The organism is Bordetella saccharivorans (assembly GCF_045862855.1).
GTDB classification, from domain to species: Bacteria; Pseudomonadota; Gammaproteobacteria; order Burkholderiales; family Burkholderiaceae_B; genus Bordetella_A; species Bordetella_A petrii_F.
This window is the reverse complement of record NZ_BAAFZO010000001.1, coordinates 2418070-2435424: the sequence shown is the minus strand read 5'-3', so window position 1 is coordinate 2435424 and position 17355 is coordinate 2418070. Positions and strand designations below refer to the sequence as shown.

The following is a 17355-nucleotide window of genomic DNA, read 5'->3' as shown; positions in this document are numbered from 1 at the left end:
GCATCCGGACAACCGACGTGACTTCTTCCGACTTTTCCGTCCTGATCGAGCGCGCCGAGCGCGTGCTGGCCCAACTGGAAGCCTGGCTGCCGGCCGCCCCGCCCGGGATCGACTGGTCCGCGCACGCCTATCGCTGGCGCAAGCGCGGCGGCGCGCGCGGCTGGCTCGACGCGGTGCGCCACGTCGCCCGCATCGACCTGGCCGACTTGCAGCATATCGAGCGCCAGAAGGGCATCATCGACCGCAATACGCGCCAGTTCCTGCAGAAAAAACCCGCCAACAACGTGCTCATGACGGGCGCGCGCGGCACCGGCAAGAGCTCGCTGGTCAAGGCCATGCTGGCCGCCTACGGCGACCAGGGCCTGCGCCTGATCGAGGTCGACAAATCCGACCTGGGCGACCTGCCCGATATCGTCGAACTGGTCGCGGCGCGCCCCGAGCGCTACATCGTATTCTGCGACGACCTGTCGTTCGAGGAAGGCGAGGCCGGCTACAAGGCGCTCAAGTCGGTGCTGGACGGCTCGGTATCGGCCGCCGGCGACAACGTGCTCATCTACGCCACCTCGAACCGGCGCCACCTGATGCCGGAATACATGAGCGAGAACCTGCAGGCCAGGCACCAGCCCGATGGCGAGATCCACCCCGGCGAAACGGTGGAAGAGAAAATCTCGCTGTCGGAACGCTTCGGGCTGTGGCTGTCGTTCCATCCCTTCAAGCAGGACGACTACCTCGACATCGTCCACCATTGGCTGCGCGAACTGGGCTGCCCGGCCGAACAGATCGAAGCCTGCCGCACCGAGGCGCTGCAATGGGCGCTCGAGCGCGGCTCGCGCTCGGGCCGGGTCGCCTACCAGTTCGCCCGCGACTGGGCCGCCCGCCATGTCTGAGCGCATCATCGACGTCGCCGCCGGCCTGATCCTGCGCGCCGACGGCCAGTTGCTGCTGGGGCAGCGCCCCGCCGACAAGCCCTGGGCCGGCTGGTGGGAACTGCCCGGCGGCAAGCTCGAGCCCGGCGAAACCGTGCTGCAGGCGCTGGCGCGCGAGCTGCGCGAAGAAATCGGCATCGAGATCACGCAGGCCGTGCCGTGGGTGACGTATGTGCATGCCTACCCCCACACCACTGTGCGGCTGGCCTTCTGCCATGTCACGGGGTGGCGCGGCGAACCGCGCGGGCTCGAGAACCAGCGGCTCGAATGGGTGGATCCGGCCCGCGCCGACGTGGTCGGCGATTTGCTGCCGGCCACCCTGCCGCCGCTGCGCTGGCTGCAGTTGCCCAACACCTACGGCATCTCGTCGATCGGCGGCCGCGCCGGCCTGCCGGCGTTCCTGGAGCGCCTGGAACGGGCCCTGGCGCGCGGCCTCAAGCTGGTGCAGCTGCGCGAGCCCGACTGGCCCGACGGCCCCGGCGCGACCTCGCTGCGCGACGCCATGCAGGCCGTGCTGCGGCTCTGCCACGCCGCCGGCGCGCGCCTGCTGGTCAACAGCATCCACCCGGCCTCCTGGTGGCGCCAGGCCGACGGCGTCCACCTGCGCTGGGCCGACGCCGCCGCGCTGCAGGTCCGGCCCGACCTGCCGGCCGGCGCGCTGGTGGGCGTCTCGGCGCACGACAACGCCCAGGTAGTGCACGCGCGCGACCTGGGAGCCGACTTCGCGGTGCTGGGGCCGGTGCTGGCAACCCCCTCGCATCCCGGCATGCCAGGCATCGGCTGGCAGGGCTTCGTCGCCGGCAACCGGGACGCGGGCCTGCCGGTGTTCGCGCTGGGCGGCCAATCCGCCGACACCCTGGCGGAAGCGCGCCAGCACGGCGCGCATGGCGTGGCGGGAATCCGCGGGATCATCGCATAGCAGAGACGGCCGTTCGCCGGCTGTGCAGGCTGGCGGCCGCGCGGCCGCCGCGGCGAGGCGGCACCCGGGTTGCACAAGACCGACCGACCACGACAAAGGTGTCAGACACCCATGGGGTGTCTGACACCTCCCCTGTCATCGTGGACGAGGGCGATTCTTGTGCGTCAGGTGTCAGACACCAGCAGGGTGTCTGACACCTCTGGCCTCCCTTCCGCGCACCGGGCATGACCAATCGAGCCTACCTGCCACGCCGAACGGCATCCCCGCGCCGTATTCTTCCGCGTGATTGGTTCTCCGGCCCCAGCCATGCCCAGATCTCCCCGTATCCTGCTCGCACACCAGCCGCATCACATCGTCCAGCGCGGGCATCGGCAAGAAGCCGTTTTCCGCATTCCGTCAGACTATCGCGCTTATCTGAGTGACCTGTACCAGCAAACATCCGCGCTCGGCGTGGCAGTGCATGCCTGGTGCCTGATGCCGAATCATGTCCATCTACTCTTGACCCCTGGCGACGACCCCCGGACGATTTCCCGGGTACTGCAGTATCTTGCCTGGCGGGCAACGGTACGCTGGAACGCCCGGAGACGGACGACAGGCTCGCTCTGGGAAGCCAGGTTCAAGTCCCGGGTCGTCGACGAGGAACGCTACCTGCTGGAATGCTGCCGCTATATCGAACTGAATCCGGTACGCGCCGGACTGGCGCGCACGCCAGACGGCTATCCCTGGTCGAGTTGCCGCGAGCGCATGGGCATGGCGGCATCCCGTCTGCTGGCTTTCCACCCGTTATATCTGGCCATGGGCAACAGCGATGAGGCCAGACGCGAGGCTTATCGCCTCTTTTTGACAGAATGTGCGCGGCCAAGGCTGGTGGGCACCCATTAATTGGGCGCAAAACACTGGCGTACAGGTGTCAGACACCCATGGGGTGTCTGACACCTAAGCAAGCACTAAGCCCTTATTGGCCGCTTCCGCGCTCGGCCAGTTCGGCGTCCACTCCCTGCCATCCGCCGCCCAGCGCGGCGATCAGCTGGACGCTGGCGGTGAGGCGGTTGCCCAGCAGCGTGAGGGCGGTGCGTTCGCTGTTGAGCGCGGTGGTTTCCAGCACCGCAACGTCCAGGTAGCCGATCAGGCCGGCCTGGTACTGGTTGCGCGCCAGGCGCAGCGATTCGCGGGCGGCTTCGAGCGCGCGCCGCTGCACCACCTGCTCTTGCTCGAGCACGCGCAGCTGGATGAGGTAGTCTTCCACCTCTTGCAGGGCGCCCAGCACCGTCTGGCGGTAGGCGGCCGCCTGCGCGTCATAGGCGGCGCGGGCCTGGTCGATCTGCGCCTGGCGCGCGCCGCCGTCGAACAGGGTGAGCGCCAGCGCCGGGCCGAGCGACCAGTAGCGCGCCGGGGCGGTCAGCCATTGCGCGAACTGGCCGCTGCGAAAACCGCCGTCGGCACTCAGCACCAGGTCGGGAAACCAGGCCGAGGTGGCCACGCCGATCTGGGCATTGGCCGCCGCGGCGCGGCGTTCGGCCGCGGCCACGTCGGGCCGGCGCTCGAGCAGCTGCGACGGCATGCCGACCGGGATCTGCGGCACCTGCTGGCCGAACGGCTCGGGCGGCAGCGTGAAACGCGATGGCGCCAGCCCGACCAGCACCGCGATGGCATGCTCGAACTGACCGCGCTGCCATTCCAGGTCGACCAGTTGGGCGCGCGCGCCCTCGAGCTGGGCCAACGCCACCGATACGTCGCTTTTGCCGGCCACGCCGGCCTGGTAGCGGTTCTGCGTCAATTGCAGCGAGCGCTCGTAGGCGGCCACGGTGGATTCGAGCAGACGCTTCTGCTCGTCGAGGACGCGCAATTGGAAATAGTTTTGCGTCAGCGCCGCCTGCGCGCTGAGCCGCGCGCCCGCCAGGTCGGCCAGGCTCGCCTCGGCCTCGGCGCGGCTGGCCTCGACTTCGCGGCGCACGCGGCCCCACAGGTCGGCTTCCCAGCTGACGCTGCCGCCCAGGTTGTACTGGTTGGCAACGCCGGTGCCGCCGGCCCGGCTGCCAGCCCCCGAGCGGGTAGCGCCGGCATTGGCGCCCACGGTGGGGAAGAAGCCGGCGCGCGCGCCCTGCACCAGGGCCTGCGCCTGGCGGTAATTGGCTTCGGCCTGGGCAACGGACAGGTTCGACGCGTTCAGGCGTTCCATCAGGCCGTCCAGCGTGGCGTCGCCGTAGACCTGCCACCATGCGCCGCGGTCGGCGGTATCGCGCGGTTGTGCCGGGGTCCAGCCGGGCACCTGGTCCTGGCCTTCCTTGTAGGCGCCGCCCACATCGATGGCGGGCCGCTGGTAGTCGGGGCCGACCGCGCAGGCGCCCAGCAGGGCGCAGCACAGCGCGATGCCGGCCCAGCGCGGCGCGCGCGAGCCAGGGAAAGCGGGAAGACGGGAAAATGCGCGGCTCATGGTCATGCGTCGGGTTGCGGGCCGGTGACATGGAGACCGGCGCGGCGGCGCCGGGCCCACAGGCGGAAACGGTCCAGGTACAGGTACACCACGGGCGTCGTGTACAGCGTGAGGATCTGGCTGAGGATCAGGCCGCCCACGATGGTCACCCCCAGCGGCTGGCGGATCTCGACGCCGGCGCCGGTGGCCAGCACCAGGGGCAGCGCGCCGAAAATGGCGGCCAGCGTGGTCATCATGATGGGCCGGAAGCGCGTCAGGCACGCCTCGAAAATGGCGTCGCGCGGCGCCAGGCCACGCCGCCGCTCGGCCTCCAGCGCGAAGTCGACCATCATGATGGCGTTCTTCTTGACGATGCCGATCAGCAGGAACACGCCGATCAAGGCAATGATGGTGAATTCGCTGCCCACCAGCATCAGGGCCAGCAGCGCGCCGATGCCGGCCGACGGCAGGGTCGAGAGGATGGTGAGCGGATGCACCAGGTTCTCGTACAGGATGCCCAGCACGATATACATGGTGACCAGCGCCGCGAGGATCAACCACGGCTGCTGGCTCTGCACCTGCTGCTGGGCCGCGGCGGTGCCGAGGAAGCCCGCCTGGATCTGGTCCGACGGCAGGCCGATGCGGGCCACGGCGGCGTCGATGGCGGCAATGGCCTGGTCCAGCGAGACGCCCGGCGCCAGGTTGAACGAGATATCGTCGGCCGCGAACAGCCCGTTGTGCTGCACGCTGAGCGGCGCATTGCCGGTCTCGAAGCGGGCGAACGCGGACAGCGGCACGCGCTGGCCGTCCTGGGTGATGACATGCACCTGCTTGAGCGACTCGGCATCCTGGGCGAAGCGCGGGTCCACTCCCATGACGACGTGGTACTGGTTCAGCGGGCCATACATGACCGACACCTGGCGCTGGCTGAACGAGTTGTTCAGCACGGCGGAGATATCCGACATGCTGATGCCCAGGCGGGTGGCCGCCTCGCGATCGATGACCAGCTCGACCTGGCGGCCCTTGTCCTCGACGCTGGTGTCCACGTCGGTAAGCTCGGGCAATGCGGCCATGGCGCGCTGCACCCGGGGCATCCAGGTGCGCAGCAGCGACAGTTCGCCGGCCAGCAGGGTGTAGTCGTACGAACCGCTACCCTGCCCGCCACCGAGGAAAATGTCCTGTTGCGGCACCAGGAACACGCGCGCGCCCGGCGTATTCTGCAGGCGCTCGCGCAAGCGGTTGACCACGTCGTTGGCGCTGGCCTGGCGTTCGGCCTGCGGCTTGAGCTGGATCATCATGAAGCTGCTGTTGCTGCCGCCGCGCCCGCCCGCGTGGGCCGTGATGCTCTGCACGGCCGGATCGGCCAGGATGACCTTGCGGAAGTACTCCAGCTTGGGCACCGAGGCCTGGAAGGACGTCCCCTGGTCGACCCGGAAGAACCCCAGCAGCTGGCCGGTATCCTGCTGCGGAAAGAATCCCTTGGGCACCACCGCGTACAAATACACGTTCAGGCCGATGGTGGCGGCCAGGATCAGCATCATGATGCGGCCGTGGGCCAGCGCCCATGACAGGCTGCGCCGGTACTGCGCCAGCAACGCCTCGAAACCGCGCTCCAGCGCGGCCGCCATCCGGCCCGGCGCCACGCGCGGCTGCGGCGACCCGGGCGCCCGGCGGCGCAGCAGCCGCGCGCACATCATGGGCGTGAGCGTCAGCGACACCACCAGCGACACCATGATGGCGGCCGAGAGGGTCACGGCGAACTCGCGGAACAGCCGCCCCACCACCCCGCCCATCAGCAGGATGGGAATGAACACCGCCACCAGCGACAGGCTCATGGACAGCACCGTGAAACCCACTTCGCGCGAACCGCGCAGCGCCGCGCGCATGGGCGAGGCGCCCTGCTCGATGTGGCGGATGATGTTCTCCAGCACCACGATGGCGTCGTCGACCACGAAGCCGGTGGCGACGATCAGGGCCATCAGCGAAATGGTGTTCAACGTGTAGCCGCACAAGTACATGACGCAGAAGGTGCCGATCAGCGATACCGGCACCGCCACGCTGGGTATCAGCGCGGCGCGCCAGTGCCGCAGGAACAGCAGCACCACCAGCATCACCAGGCCCACGGCGATGACCAGCGTCAGTTCGGCCTCGTGCAGCGAAGCGCGGATGCTGGGAGTGCGATCCTGCGCCACCGTCAGGTCGACGTCGCCGGGCAGCAGCTCGGCCAGCTGCGGCAACTGGGCGCGCACCGCGTCCACTGTCTCGATGATGTTGGCGCCAGCCTGGCGGCGCAGGATGAGCAGGATGGCCTTGCTGTTGTTGTAGAAGCCGGTCTGGTAGAGGTCCTCGACCGAGTCCTCCACCGTGGCCACGTCGGACAGCCGCACGGCCGAGCCGTCGCGCCAGGCGACGATCAGCGGGCGGTACTGTTCGGCGCGCTCGAGCTGGTCGCTGGCCATGATCTGCCAGTGGTAGTCGTCGTTCTCGATCATGCCCTTGGGGCGGTTGGCGTTGGCCTGGGTCAGTGCGGTGCGCACCTCGTCGAGCGACACGCCGCGGCTCGACAGCGCCCCGGGGATCAGGTTGACGCGCACGGCCGGCAGCGAGCTGCCGCCCACCGAGACCTCGCCGATGCCGTTGATCTGCGCCACCTTCTGCGCCACGATGGTGGAGGCCAGGTCGTACAGCTTGCCCTGGCTGAGCGTGTCGGAGGTCAGCGCCAGCACCATGATGGGCGCCGAGGACGGGTTGACCTTGCGATAGGTCGGGTTGCTGCGCAGGCCGGTCGGCAGCAGCGAGCGCGCGGCATTGATGGCGGCCTGGACGTCGCGCGCCGCGCCGTTGATGTCGCGACTCAGGTCGAACTGCAGGATGATGCGCGTCGAGCCCTGCGAATTGCGCGACGTCATTTCCGTCACGCCCGCGATACTGCCGAGCGAGCGCTCCAGCGGCGTGGCCACGCTGGAAGCCATGGTCTCCGGGCTGGCGCCAGGCAGGCTGGCCGTCACCGAGATGATGGGCAGGTCGACCTCCGGCAGCGGCGCGACCGGCAGCAGGCGGAACGACAGCACGCCCGCCAGCACCAGCCCCAGGCACAGCAGCACGGTGGCCACGGGGCGGACGATGAAGGGCGCCGACAGGATCATGGCTGCTCCGGCGCTGCGGCGGGCCGCGGGCGGCGCCGCGCCAGGCGGTCGAACATCAGGTAGATGACCGGCGTGGTGAACAGCGTCAATACCTGGCTGAGCAGCAGCCCCCCCACCATGACCAGGCCCAGCGGCTGGCGCAGCTCGGCGCCGGTGCCGGTCGACAGCATCAGGGGCAGCGCGCCGAACAGCGCCGCCAGCGTGGTCATGAGGATGGGCCGGAAGCGCAGCAGCGCGGCCTCATGGATGGCCGCGCGCGGCGCCAGCCCGCGCTTGCGCTCGGCCTCGAGGGCGAAGTCGATCATCATGATCGCGTTCTTCTTGACGATGCCGATCAGCAGGATGATGCCGATGATGCCGATCATGTCCAGCTCGGTGCCGGTGATCATCAGCGCCAGCAGCGCCCCCACGGCGGCCGACGGCAGCGTGGAGAGGATCGTGATGGGATGGATATAGCTTTCGTACAGCACGCCCAGCACGATGTACATGGTGACCACCGCCGCCAGGATCAGCCACAGGGTGCTCGACAGCGAATTCTGGAACGCCAGCGCCGCCCCCTGGTAGCGCACTTCGATGGCGCCCGGCATGCCGATCTCGGCCTCGGCCGCCTCGATGGCCTGGACCGCCGCCGACAGCGAGGCACCCGGCGCCAGGTTGAACGACACGGTGGTCATGGGGAACTGGTCGAGCCGGCTGATGGCCAGCATGGTGCGCCCCTGCGAAATGCGCGCCACGGTGGATAGCGGCACCACCGCGCCCGACGCGGTGGGCAGGTGGATCTGGCCGAGCGCCTCGGGCGACTGGCTGAATTGCGGCAGCACTTCCAGCACGACGCGATACTGGTTGGACTGCGTGAAGATGGTCGAGATGAGCCGCTGGCCGAAAGCGTTATAGAGCGCCTCGTCGATGGTAGCGGTGGAAATGCCCAGGCGCGAGGCGGCGTCGCGGTCGATCTCGACCCAGGTCTGCAGGCCATCGTTCTGCAGGTCGTGGGCCACGTCGGTAAGCTCGGGCAGGCGCTCCAGGCGCTCCACCAGCCTGGGCGCCCACTCGGCCAGCACGGCCAGGTCCGGGTTGGACAGGGTCATCTGGTACTGCGTGCGGCTGACGCGGTCCTCGATGGTGAGATCCTGCACGGGCTGCATGTAGACGGTCAGGCCTTGCTGCGCGCGCAGCGCCTGCTGCAGGCTGGCGATGACGTCGGCCAGGTCGCCGGCGCGTTCGTCGTGCGGCTTGAGCGCGATCTGCATGCGGCCGGTGTTGAGCGTGGCGTTGGTGCCATCCACGCCGATGAAGGACGAGACCGATGCCACGTCGGGATTCTGCAGGATGATGCGGGCGGCCTCCTGCTGGCGCTCGGCCATGGCGGCGAAGGACACCGAGGCCGGCGCCTGGGTGATGGCCTGGATCATGCCGCTGTCCTGCTGGGGGAAGAACCCTTTCGGAATGGCCAGATACAGCAGCGCGGTCAGCACGAAGGTGCCCACCGCCACCAGCAGCGTCAGGGGCTGATGGGCCAGCACGCGCTGCAGCATGCGGTCGTAGCCGGCGATGATGCGGTCGATGAAGGCGCCGCTGGCCTGGTGGAACCGGCCGTGGCGCTGTTCCGACTCGGGCCGCAGCAGGCGCGCGCACATCATTGGGGTGAGCGTCAGCGACACCACCAGCGAGATCAGGATCGCCACCGCCAGCGTGATGGCGAACTCGCGGAACAGCCGCCCTACCACCTCGGTCATGAACAACAGCGGGATCAGCACGGCGATCAGCGAGAAGGTCAGCGAGATCAGCGTGAAACCGATTTGCGCGGCGCCCTTGAGCGCGGCCTGCAGCGGCGTCTCGCCTTCCTCGAGATGGCGCGCGATGTTCTCGATCATGACGATGGCATCGTCGACCACGAACCCGGTGGCGATGGTCAGCGCCATCAGCGTCAGGTTGTTGATGCTGAAGCCCGCCAGGTACATGATGCCGAAGGTGCCGATCAGCGACAGCGGCACCACCACGCTGGGAATCAGCGTGGCCGTCAGGCTGCGCAGGAACAGGAAGGTCACCATGACCACCAGCGCCACCGCCAGCAGCATCTCGAACTGCACGTCGGCCACCGACTCGCGGATGGTCTGGGTGCGGTCCGACACCACGCTGACATCCAGCGTGGCGGGCAGGGCCTCGCGCAGTTGCGGCAACAGCGCCTGGATGCGGTCGACCACGTCGATGACGTTGGCGCCCGGCTGGCGCTGCACGTTCAACAGGATGGCCGGCTGGTCGCCCGCCCAGGCGGCCTGCCGCACGTCTTCGGCGCCCTGCACCGCGCGCGCCACGTCGGACAGGCGCAGCGGCGCGTTGTTGCGGTAGGCGATGATCAGGTCGTTGTAGTCGGTGGGCGACTTGAGCTGGTCATTGGCGTCGATGGTGGTGGAACGCTCCGGCCCGTCCAGGTTGCCCTTGGGCTGGTTGACGTTGGCGCCCACCACGGCGGTGCGCAGGTCGGCCAGCGACAGGCCGGCGGCGGCCAGCGCGCGCGGGTTGGCCTGGATGCGCACGGCCGGCCGCTGGCCGCCGGCCACGCTCACCAGGCCCACCCCGGGGATCTGCGAGAGCTTCTGCGCCATGCGGGTATCGACCAGGTCGCGCACCTGCGGCAGCGGCATGGTCGGCGAACTGACGGCCAGGGTCAGCACCGGCGCGTCGGCGGGGTTGACCTTGTTGTAGACGGGCGGCACCGGCAGGTCGTCGGGCAGCAAGTTCGACGCGGCGTTGATGGCCGCCTGGACTTCTTGTTCGGCCACGTCCAGCGGCAGGTCGAGGCTGAACTGCAGCGTGATGACCGAAGCCCCGCCCGAACTGGTGGACGACATCTGGTTCAGCCCGGGCATCTGGCCGAACTGGCGTTCCAGCGGCGAGGTGACCAGCGATGTCATGACATCGGGGCTGGCGCCCGGGTACAGCGTCACCACCTGGATGGTGGGATAGTCCACCTCGGGCAGCGCCGACACCGGCAGCAGGCGGTACGCGATGAAGCCGGCGATGAGGATCGCCACCATCGACAGCGTGGTGGCGACCGGCCGCAGGATGAACAGGCGCGACGGGCTCACGGCGCCTTCAGGGCCGGCTTGCCGGCCCCCAGCGATTGGCCGGGCGTGGCGGGGATGGCGGCCGCGTCGGCGACGACATTCACCTTGGAGCCGGTGCGCAGGCGGTCGGTGCCCTCGACCACGACGCGGTCGCCGGGCGCCAGGCCCTCATTGACGGCGACGCGGTCGCCATTGATGGCGCCGAGCTTCACCTGGCGGACTTCCACCGTGGCGTCGTCGCGCAGCAGGAATACGAATGCGCCGGCCGAGCCCTGCTGCACCGCGGCCGTGGGAATGACGGTGGCGTCGTCGCGCGTCTGCACCAGCAGCCGCACATTGACGAACTGGTTGGGAAACAGCGCCTCGTCGGCATTGTCGAAACGCGCCTTGAGCTTGACGGTGCCGGTGGCGACGTCGATCTGGTTGTCGATGGTCTCGAGCTGGCCGGCGGCAATGGCCTGTGTATCGGTGCGGTCGTAGGCCTGCACGGCCAGCGTGCGCCCGGCGCGCACCTGCTCGAGCACCTCCGGCAGTTGCGTCTCGGGCAGCGAGAACACCACCGAGATCGGCTGCGTCTGGGTGATGACCACCAGCCCATCGGTGTCGCCGGTGGACACCAGGTTGCCCGGATCCACCTTGCGCAGGCCCAGCCGCCCGCTGATGGGCGCGGTGATGCGGGTGTAGCCGAGCTGCAGCTTGGCGTCGTCCACCGCGGCCTGGTCGATCTTCTGCGTGCCCTCGTACTGGCGCACCAGCGCGGCCTGGGTGTCGAGCTGCTGGCGCGCGATCGAGTCCTGCTTGTACAGCGTCTGGTAGCGCTGCAGGTCGCGCCGGGCATTGGCCAGCAGGGCCTGGTTCTGCTGCTGCTGGCCTTGCGCCTGCGCCAGCGCCACTTCGAAGGGGCGCGGGTCGATCTGCGCCAGCAGGTCGCCGGCCTGGACGTGCTGGCCTTCGTCGAACGCGACGCTCACCAGCTCGCCGTCGACCCGGCTGCGCACCGTGACGGTGTTGTACGCGGTCACCGTGCCCAGGGCGCGCAGCACGATATCGATGTTCTGGGTGCCGGCCTGCGCCACCCGCACCGGCACTGCCGTGTCCATGCCGGCGCCATTGCCGCCCCGGCCGGGCCGCTGGCCGCCGTTGCCGCCGGGCTTGGCCACCAGCCACGCGACGACGGCCACGGCCGCGAGCGCCAGGGCAAGTGCGATCAGGCGGGAGCGGCGGGAGGCGGGCGTGGCGGGGCGGCGGTCAGGCATGGAACTTCGGGCGCAAGGCGGCAGGAGCCGCTATTGTCTCCCAAGTGCGCCTGTTTACGGCGCCGGCCGGGCCGCCTTGAAATACACCGCAACAGGAATCCGGCCGGGGTTTGCGCTGGCGCGGGCCGGCCTCAGGCGCTGCAAAGCGACATCTGGAAACCGACGTCGCGCGCCACCTGCTGCGGCTTGGCGTCGCCGTCCTGCGCCGAGAAGCGGATCCAGATCATGTACTTGTTGGCGCTGATTTCGGGGAAGACGCCCGCGGCGGGATCGATCCAGACGCGCAGCAGCTGGAACAGCTTGCCCGCCAGCATCTGCTGGTAGCCGCCCTGCTCGGCCACGATGTCCGAGCGGCGGCCGGATTCACGCAGCAGCCGCAGCGCCATGGTCACTGCGTCTTGCAGCGGCCGCAAGGGCGCGGACCAGGCCTGCAGGTCGGCGCAGCGCGCCGGCCCGGCCTTGTGCTGCCAGGCATGATAGGAAGGCATGTCCACCTGGGTGGCGCCCCCCGGCACGGCCAGCCGGCCGCGCAGGCTGACCAGCCATTCGTTTTCGCGCAGGGGCTGGCCGGCCCGCCCTTGCGCGGCCAGCGCGCCGACGGTGCGTTCCATTTCGGTCAGCATGGCTTCCAGGGCGTCCTGAGCGACGCCGGGATGGTCGCGCAATGCGAGCAGCGCCACGCGCTGCCGTTCGAGGTCTTGCAGGACGGAGGTCTTGATGTCGGTGCGTTCGGTGGCGTCAAGAATATCGAACAAGGTGGCGACCGCGATCTGGTGCTGGCGGGGGTCGCCTTCGCGCGCGAAATAGGACAATCTGTCGAACAGATATTCCAGGCGGAGATAGGCGCGGATACGCTCGTTGAAAGGATATTCGTAAAGAATCACGCTTGATACAGGCCTGTTGGTGGTCGACCCGCGGGCCGAGGTTATTCAGGGAAGCCGGCCGCGGAACGCGGCGGCCGGCGCGGTGCCGTGGCGAACTGGCACCAGCGGTCGTGCAGAGCCTTTGCCCGCGCGCGCAACTGCTCGGCAGTGGTGGCGCCATCGTTGACGATGACGTCGTCCGCTGCGGCGAGCCGGGTTGCCCGCGCGGCCTGTGCCGCCATGATACGCCGGATGGCAGGCTCCGTCAGCCCGCTGCGGGCCTGCACGCGGGCCACCTGGGTTTCGGGATCGCAGTCGACCACGCAGATGCGGTCCACCCGGTCGCGCCAGCGCCCCGACTCGACCAGCAGGGGCACCACGAACACCAGGTAGGTGCCGTGCGCGGCTTCGGCCGCGCGCGCGGCATGCAGGCCGATCAAGGGATGCAGCACGGCTTCCAGGCGCGCGCGCGCCTCGGGTTGGCGAAACACCAGGTCGCGCATCCAGGCGCGGTCGAGCGCGCCGTCCGGCGCCACGGCGGCGCCGCCGAAGGTTTCGCGGATGGCCGGCATGGCGGCGCCGCCCGGGGCGGTCAGCGCGTGCGCGATCTCATCGGTGTCGACCAGCGCCGCGCCCCATTCGGCCAGCATGTCCGCCACCCGGGTCTTGCCGGAGCCGATGCCGCCGGTCAGGCCGATCTTGTACATACCTGGTCGCTCATGAAAAACTCCGTTGCCAGCCAGCATACGCCCATCGGGCCGCGAATTCAGCGCGCCGCTAGAACCAGGCAGGCCGCCCCATGGCCAGCAGCATGGCGACGCCGGCCAGCGCCAGGTAAGGCCCGAATGGCAGCGGCTGGCCCCGCTGCGCCTGGCCGCTCAGGCGCAGGAGGCCCGCGCCCGCGACGCCGGCCAGCGATGCCACCAGCAGCACGCCGGGCAGCGCGGCCAGGCCGAACCAGGCGCCGAGCGCCGCCAGCAGCTTGAAGTCGCCATAGCCCATGCCTTCGCGGCCGGTCAGCAGGCGGAACATGTGGAACAGCAGCCACAGGAACGCATACCCTACCACGGCGCCCAGCACGGCCAGCGGCAGCGGCGCCAGGGCGCCGCCCAGGTTCACCAGCAGCCCGGCCCAGGCCAGCGGCAGCGTGATCGCGTCGGGCAGCAGGCTGGCCTGCAGGTCGATCCAGGCCAGCGCCAACAGGGCCGCGCACAGCGCCATGGCGCACAGGGCCAGCGGCGTGGGGCCGAAGCGCCACGCGCACAGCGCGAACAACAGGGCGGTCAGGGCCTCGGTGACGGGGTAGCGCCAGCCGATCGCCGCGCCGCAATCGGCGCAGCGGCCGCGCAACAGCGCCCAGCCGGCCAGCGGCAGGCGGCGCCAGCCGCGCACCGGCGCCTCGCAGGCCGGACAATGCCAGGCCGGGCGCCACAGGCTGTATTCGCCCACCGGCTCATGCGGCGCCGGATCGGCCTGGCGGACCTCCTGGTACTGCTGCAGCCATTCGCGCTCCATCATGCGCGGCAGGCGGTGCGCCAGCACGGTCAGCCAGGCGCCGACCGCCAGCCCCAGCACCGCGGCCAGCACGATCGCCCAACCTGGATCGACTGCAAAAGCATGCCACATGGAATTCGACAATACAAAGAAACGCCCGCGCGGGGCCAACAGCCGGGCTCGGCACCGGCGAGCCCGCATTATTCCGGCATGCGGCGAATTGTTCAAACACGACGATGGCCAGGACGCGCGTATCGGATGTTTGCATAAATGCGTAGAATTCCGTACGTATCCAACAACCGCGAACCGCCATCATGCCTGATCCCGTGCCCGCCCCGGCGCCCCGCCGCAGCCCCCCCGTCCTGCTCGCGGCCGCCCTGGCCGGCGCCGCACTGGCGGCGGGCTGCGCCCAGCAGCGCACCGAGGGCTACTACAACCCGCCGTCGGCCAGCACCATCACCGACGCACAATACCAGGGCCAGGGGGCCGGCTATCGCCAGGTGGTGCATGCGCCCCCGCAGCTCCAGATCGAACTGAAAGGCCGCCCGCCCGGCCAGCAGGGCAAACCCGGCAACGCCGGCGAACCCGCCGAAGCGGACGCCGAACAACAGGCCGTGGCCGCCGCCAACGCGCCGGCCGGCCACTCGCCCGCCGCGCAGGCCCTGGTGCCACAAGCGCAAACCTACATGGGCACCCTGCCGTGCCTGACGCCCTCGCTGCAATGCGTGGCCCAGCGCGTCACGCTGACCCTCGCCCCCAACGGCCGCTGGCGCAGCCGCACCGCCTTCCTCGACAATGCCGGCAAGCTCAGCGAACCCACCGCCGAACAAGGCTGCTGGGACGCGACGGCGGAGCGCCCGGCCCGCGTGTTGCTGTCCGACGCCGCCGGCAACCTGCGGGTCGAATTCGTGGTCGCCGCCAATAACGTGCTGCGCGTCAAATCGGTGCTGGGCAAGACACCCAACCTGAACTACAGCATGACGCGCCAGCCCGACCTCGACCCCATCGACGAACTGTCCGGCCAGAGCGCGCCCAAGTGCCCCTGACCGCCACGGCGGCCGACGCCTGACCGGACTGTAGGCAAACGGCAACGGGCCCGGGGGAAACCCCCGGCGCCCGGCCGGGCCGAAGCCGCTATACTCAGCGCGCCACATAAAAAACAACGTTACGTCATACCAAGATACAGGGCTGATGCAGCACATCGCCAGGCTCCGTGTCGGGATGCCGGCCGCCTGACCCATCATGCCCGCCTTTCCGGCCCGTCTTCTTCGCGCCGTCCGCCTCGCGCTGCCATGGCTGGGCTGCCTCGCGCTCTGCGCAGGGGCGGCCCGGGCGGCCCCCGCCGGCCCGCTCCTGGGCGAATGCCATGGCATCAAGGACCTGGCCTTCGTCGCCCACCTGGATGACGACCTGCTGTTCATGAACCCGGACATCGCCGCCAACATCGGCGCGGGCGGCTGCGTGCAGGTGGTGTACCTGACCGCCAGCGATGCCGGCGAAGGCGAACGCTACATGCTGGGCCGCGAGCGCGGCGTGCGGGCCGCCTACGCTTACATGGCCGGGCAGCCCGACTTGTGGAAAGAAGACACGGTAGAGGTCGGCGCCTACCATATCGCGCGTTTCGTGCTGCAGGGCAACCCGCGCGTGCAGTTGTGGCACATGCGCCTGGAGGATCCCTGGCTGGGCAAGGGCTGGGGCAGCCTGACGCCGTTGAGCCAGGCCGAGTCCGTGCCGGGCAAGACGGCCGATACGCTTGGCCCGTACCGCGATGTATATACCCGCGAGGACCTGGTGCGCACGCTCGCGGCCATCATCGAGGACTACGGCCCGACCGCCGTGCGCCACCTCGACGACACCATCAGCGTGCCCTACACCCAGCTGTGCTGGCGTTGCGCCGGCCACGGGCATCCGGACCACATCGCCAGCGCGCGCCTGGTGCGCGAGGCCATGGCGCGGGTGCCGGGCAATTATGCCGAGACGGGCTATGTCGACTACCCCAGCCAGGAACGCGACGCCAATCTGGCCGACGCGGAAATCGCCAGCAAGTCGGAGATCTTCCGGCAGTATGCGTGGAACGACTATCACTATTGCTCGGGCCCGCAGGGGTGCATGGAACCGGCCGGCCCCGCCGCGGCCTGGGTGCGCCGCTCGTACTATGTGTCGCGCCACGATGTGGCGCCGGAACTGTTCCCCGACCCGCAGGGCGGCCTGATGGTGTTTGCCGCGGGCGAGGCCAACGATGCGGTCAACATGTGGGACGAACGCAAGCGCCGCTGGAACACGCTGGGCGGGCGCACCGCCGGGCCGCTGGTGTCGTTCGCCTACCCGGACTCGACCGTCGGCCTGTTCGCCCGCGACACGCTGGGCGGCCTGTGGCTCAACAAGCAGAACGCCGACGGCACCTGGAAAGGCTGGCAAGCCATGGCCGGCGTACGGGCGGCCCGCGCGCCGGCAGTAGCGCCGCGCGGCGACGCGGCCGCCGTGGCGATGGGCAACGACGGCCTGTACCATTGGACTACCCTGACCGGGCTGGACCACAGCTGGACGCCCTGGCAGGCGCTGCCCCCGCTACCGGGCGCCATGGGCAACGCCGCCATTGCCCGCGATGGCGCCAACCGCTATGTGGTCTTCGCCATCGACCAGGCCGGGCGCCTGTACGCCACCGCGCAGCACACCGCGAACGACCAGGCCGCCTGGTCGCCCTGGCGCATCGTGCCCGCGCCCGCGTGCGGCGGCGGCCTGGCGGCCATTCGCAATGCCGAGGGGTTGATCGAACTCTACCTGCGCGCCCGCGACAGCCGCCGCATGCTGCGCATCGTGCAGGATCCGGCCATTCCGTCCGATATGGCAGCCCTGCGCTGGAGCGCCGCCGTCGACCTGGGCGTGGAGTACGTAGGCAAGCCGGCTATCGGCGCGGACCGCAACGGCGACGTGGCGGTCGCCGTGCTGGAACGCCAGGGCGGGCCGCTATGGCTCATCGAGGACGGCCGGGCGACCAAGCTGGAAGCCCATGCCGCCTCGCTGCCGGCCATGCGTTTCGTGCACGGCACCCTGTACATCGTGGCGCGCGCCTCTGGACGCCTGCAGGCCTATCAAGTCCTGGCGCGCAGCAACGGCGTGTGGTCCGCCGCGGCGTCGATCGGCGACCTGCCGCTCAATGGAGGCGGCCCATTCGCCAGCGTCGCCCAGGACCCCGGCGTGCTGGCGATTTCGAGCGCCAAGCCGGCGGCCCCGGCGGCGCAACCCTGAGCTGGCGATCGCGGGATGGCG

The 17355-nt window shown here is 69.8% G+C and carries 12 protein-coding genes; 5 read left to right on the top strand and 7 right to left on the bottom strand.

Features of this window, described 5'->3' with window-relative positions; translation table 11 throughout:
* The first annotated feature begins 17 nt into the window (after positions 1 to 17).
* The 3 genes from ACKTT0_RS11635 (at position 18) to ACKTT0_RS11625 (ending at position 2727) form a co-directional block, all read left to right on the top strand.
* Complete coding sequence (locus ACKTT0_RS11635) at positions 18 to 887, top strand: ATP-binding protein (protein WP_407850056.1); 870 nt, start codon at positions 18 to 20, stop codon at positions 885 to 887.
* A complete protein-coding gene (locus ACKTT0_RS11630) occupies positions 880 to 1845 on the top strand; it encodes a Nudix family hydrolase (protein ID WP_407850055.1) in 966 nt (321 codons plus the stop codon). The genes ACKTT0_RS11635 and ACKTT0_RS11630 overlap by 8 nt, the downstream gene beginning before the upstream one ends.
* A gap of 306 nt (positions 1846 to 2151) precedes the next feature.
* The gene (locus tag ACKTT0_RS11625) at positions 2152 to 2727 is read left to right on the top strand and encodes a transposase (protein ID WP_407850054.1); all 576 of its coding nucleotides are present in this window, start codon (positions 2152 to 2154) and stop codon (positions 2725 to 2727) included.
* A 73-nt stretch (positions 2728 to 2800) separates the two neighbouring features.
* Here ACKTT0_RS11625 and ACKTT0_RS11620 read toward each other — a convergent pair whose 3' ends face one another.
* The 7 genes from ACKTT0_RS11620 to ACKTT0_RS11590 all read right to left on the bottom strand — a co-directional run bounded on the left by ACKTT0_RS11620 (position 2801) and on the right by ACKTT0_RS11590 (position 14217).
* Positions 2801 to 4279: an efflux transporter outer membrane subunit gene (locus tag ACKTT0_RS11620; RefSeq protein ID WP_407850053.1), complete on the bottom strand. Its 1479-nt coding sequence runs from the start codon at positions 4277 to 4279 to the stop codon at positions 2801 to 2803.
* 2 nt (positions 4280 to 4281) lie between these two features.
* A complete protein-coding gene (locus tag ACKTT0_RS11615) occupies positions 4282 to 7404 on the bottom strand; it encodes a multidrug efflux RND transporter permease subunit (protein ID WP_407850052.1) in 3123 nt (1040 codons plus the stop codon).
* A complete protein-coding gene (locus ACKTT0_RS11610) occupies positions 7401 to 10493 on the bottom strand; it encodes an MdtB/MuxB family multidrug efflux RND transporter permease subunit (protein ID WP_407850051.1) in 3093 nt (1030 codons plus the stop codon). The genes ACKTT0_RS11615 and ACKTT0_RS11610 overlap by 4 nt, the downstream gene beginning before the upstream one ends.
* Positions 10490 to 11728, bottom strand: a complete 1239-nt coding sequence (locus ACKTT0_RS11605) for an MdtA/MuxA family multidrug efflux RND transporter periplasmic adaptor subunit (RefSeq protein WP_407850050.1) — start codon at positions 11726 to 11728, stop codon at positions 10490 to 10492. The genes ACKTT0_RS11610 and ACKTT0_RS11605 overlap by 4 nt, the downstream gene beginning before the upstream one ends.
* 131 nt (positions 11729 to 11859) lie before the next feature.
* On the bottom strand, positions 11860 to 12612 hold the full coding sequence (gene zapD / locus ACKTT0_RS11600) for a cell division protein ZapD (protein WP_407850049.1): 753 nt from the start codon (positions 12610 to 12612) through the stop codon (positions 11860 to 11862).
* 41 nt (positions 12613 to 12653) lie between these two features.
* Complete coding sequence (coaE, locus tag ACKTT0_RS11595) at positions 12654 to 13298, bottom strand: dephospho-CoA kinase (protein ID WP_407850048.1); 645 nt, start codon at positions 13296 to 13298, stop codon at positions 12654 to 12656.
* A 70-nt stretch (positions 13299 to 13368) separates the two neighbouring features.
* On the bottom strand, positions 13369 to 14217 hold the full coding sequence (locus ACKTT0_RS11590; RefSeq protein ID WP_407850047.1) for a prepilin peptidase: 849 nt from the start codon (positions 14215 to 14217) through the stop codon (positions 13369 to 13371).
* A gap of 182 nt (positions 14218 to 14399) precedes the next feature.
* Between ACKTT0_RS11590 and ACKTT0_RS11585 the strand changes: the two genes are divergently transcribed.
* The gene (locus ACKTT0_RS11585; protein WP_407850046.1) at positions 14400 to 15131 is read left to right on the top strand and encodes a hypothetical protein; all 732 of its coding nucleotides are present in this window, start codon (positions 14400 to 14402) and stop codon (positions 15129 to 15131) included.
* 196 nt (positions 15132 to 15327) lie between these two features.
* On the top strand, positions 15328 to 17334 hold the full coding sequence (locus tag ACKTT0_RS11580) for a DUF8189 domain-containing protein (RefSeq protein ID WP_407850045.1): 2007 nt from the start codon (positions 15328 to 15330) through the stop codon (positions 17332 to 17334).
* Positions 17335 to 17355 lie beyond the last annotated feature (21 nt).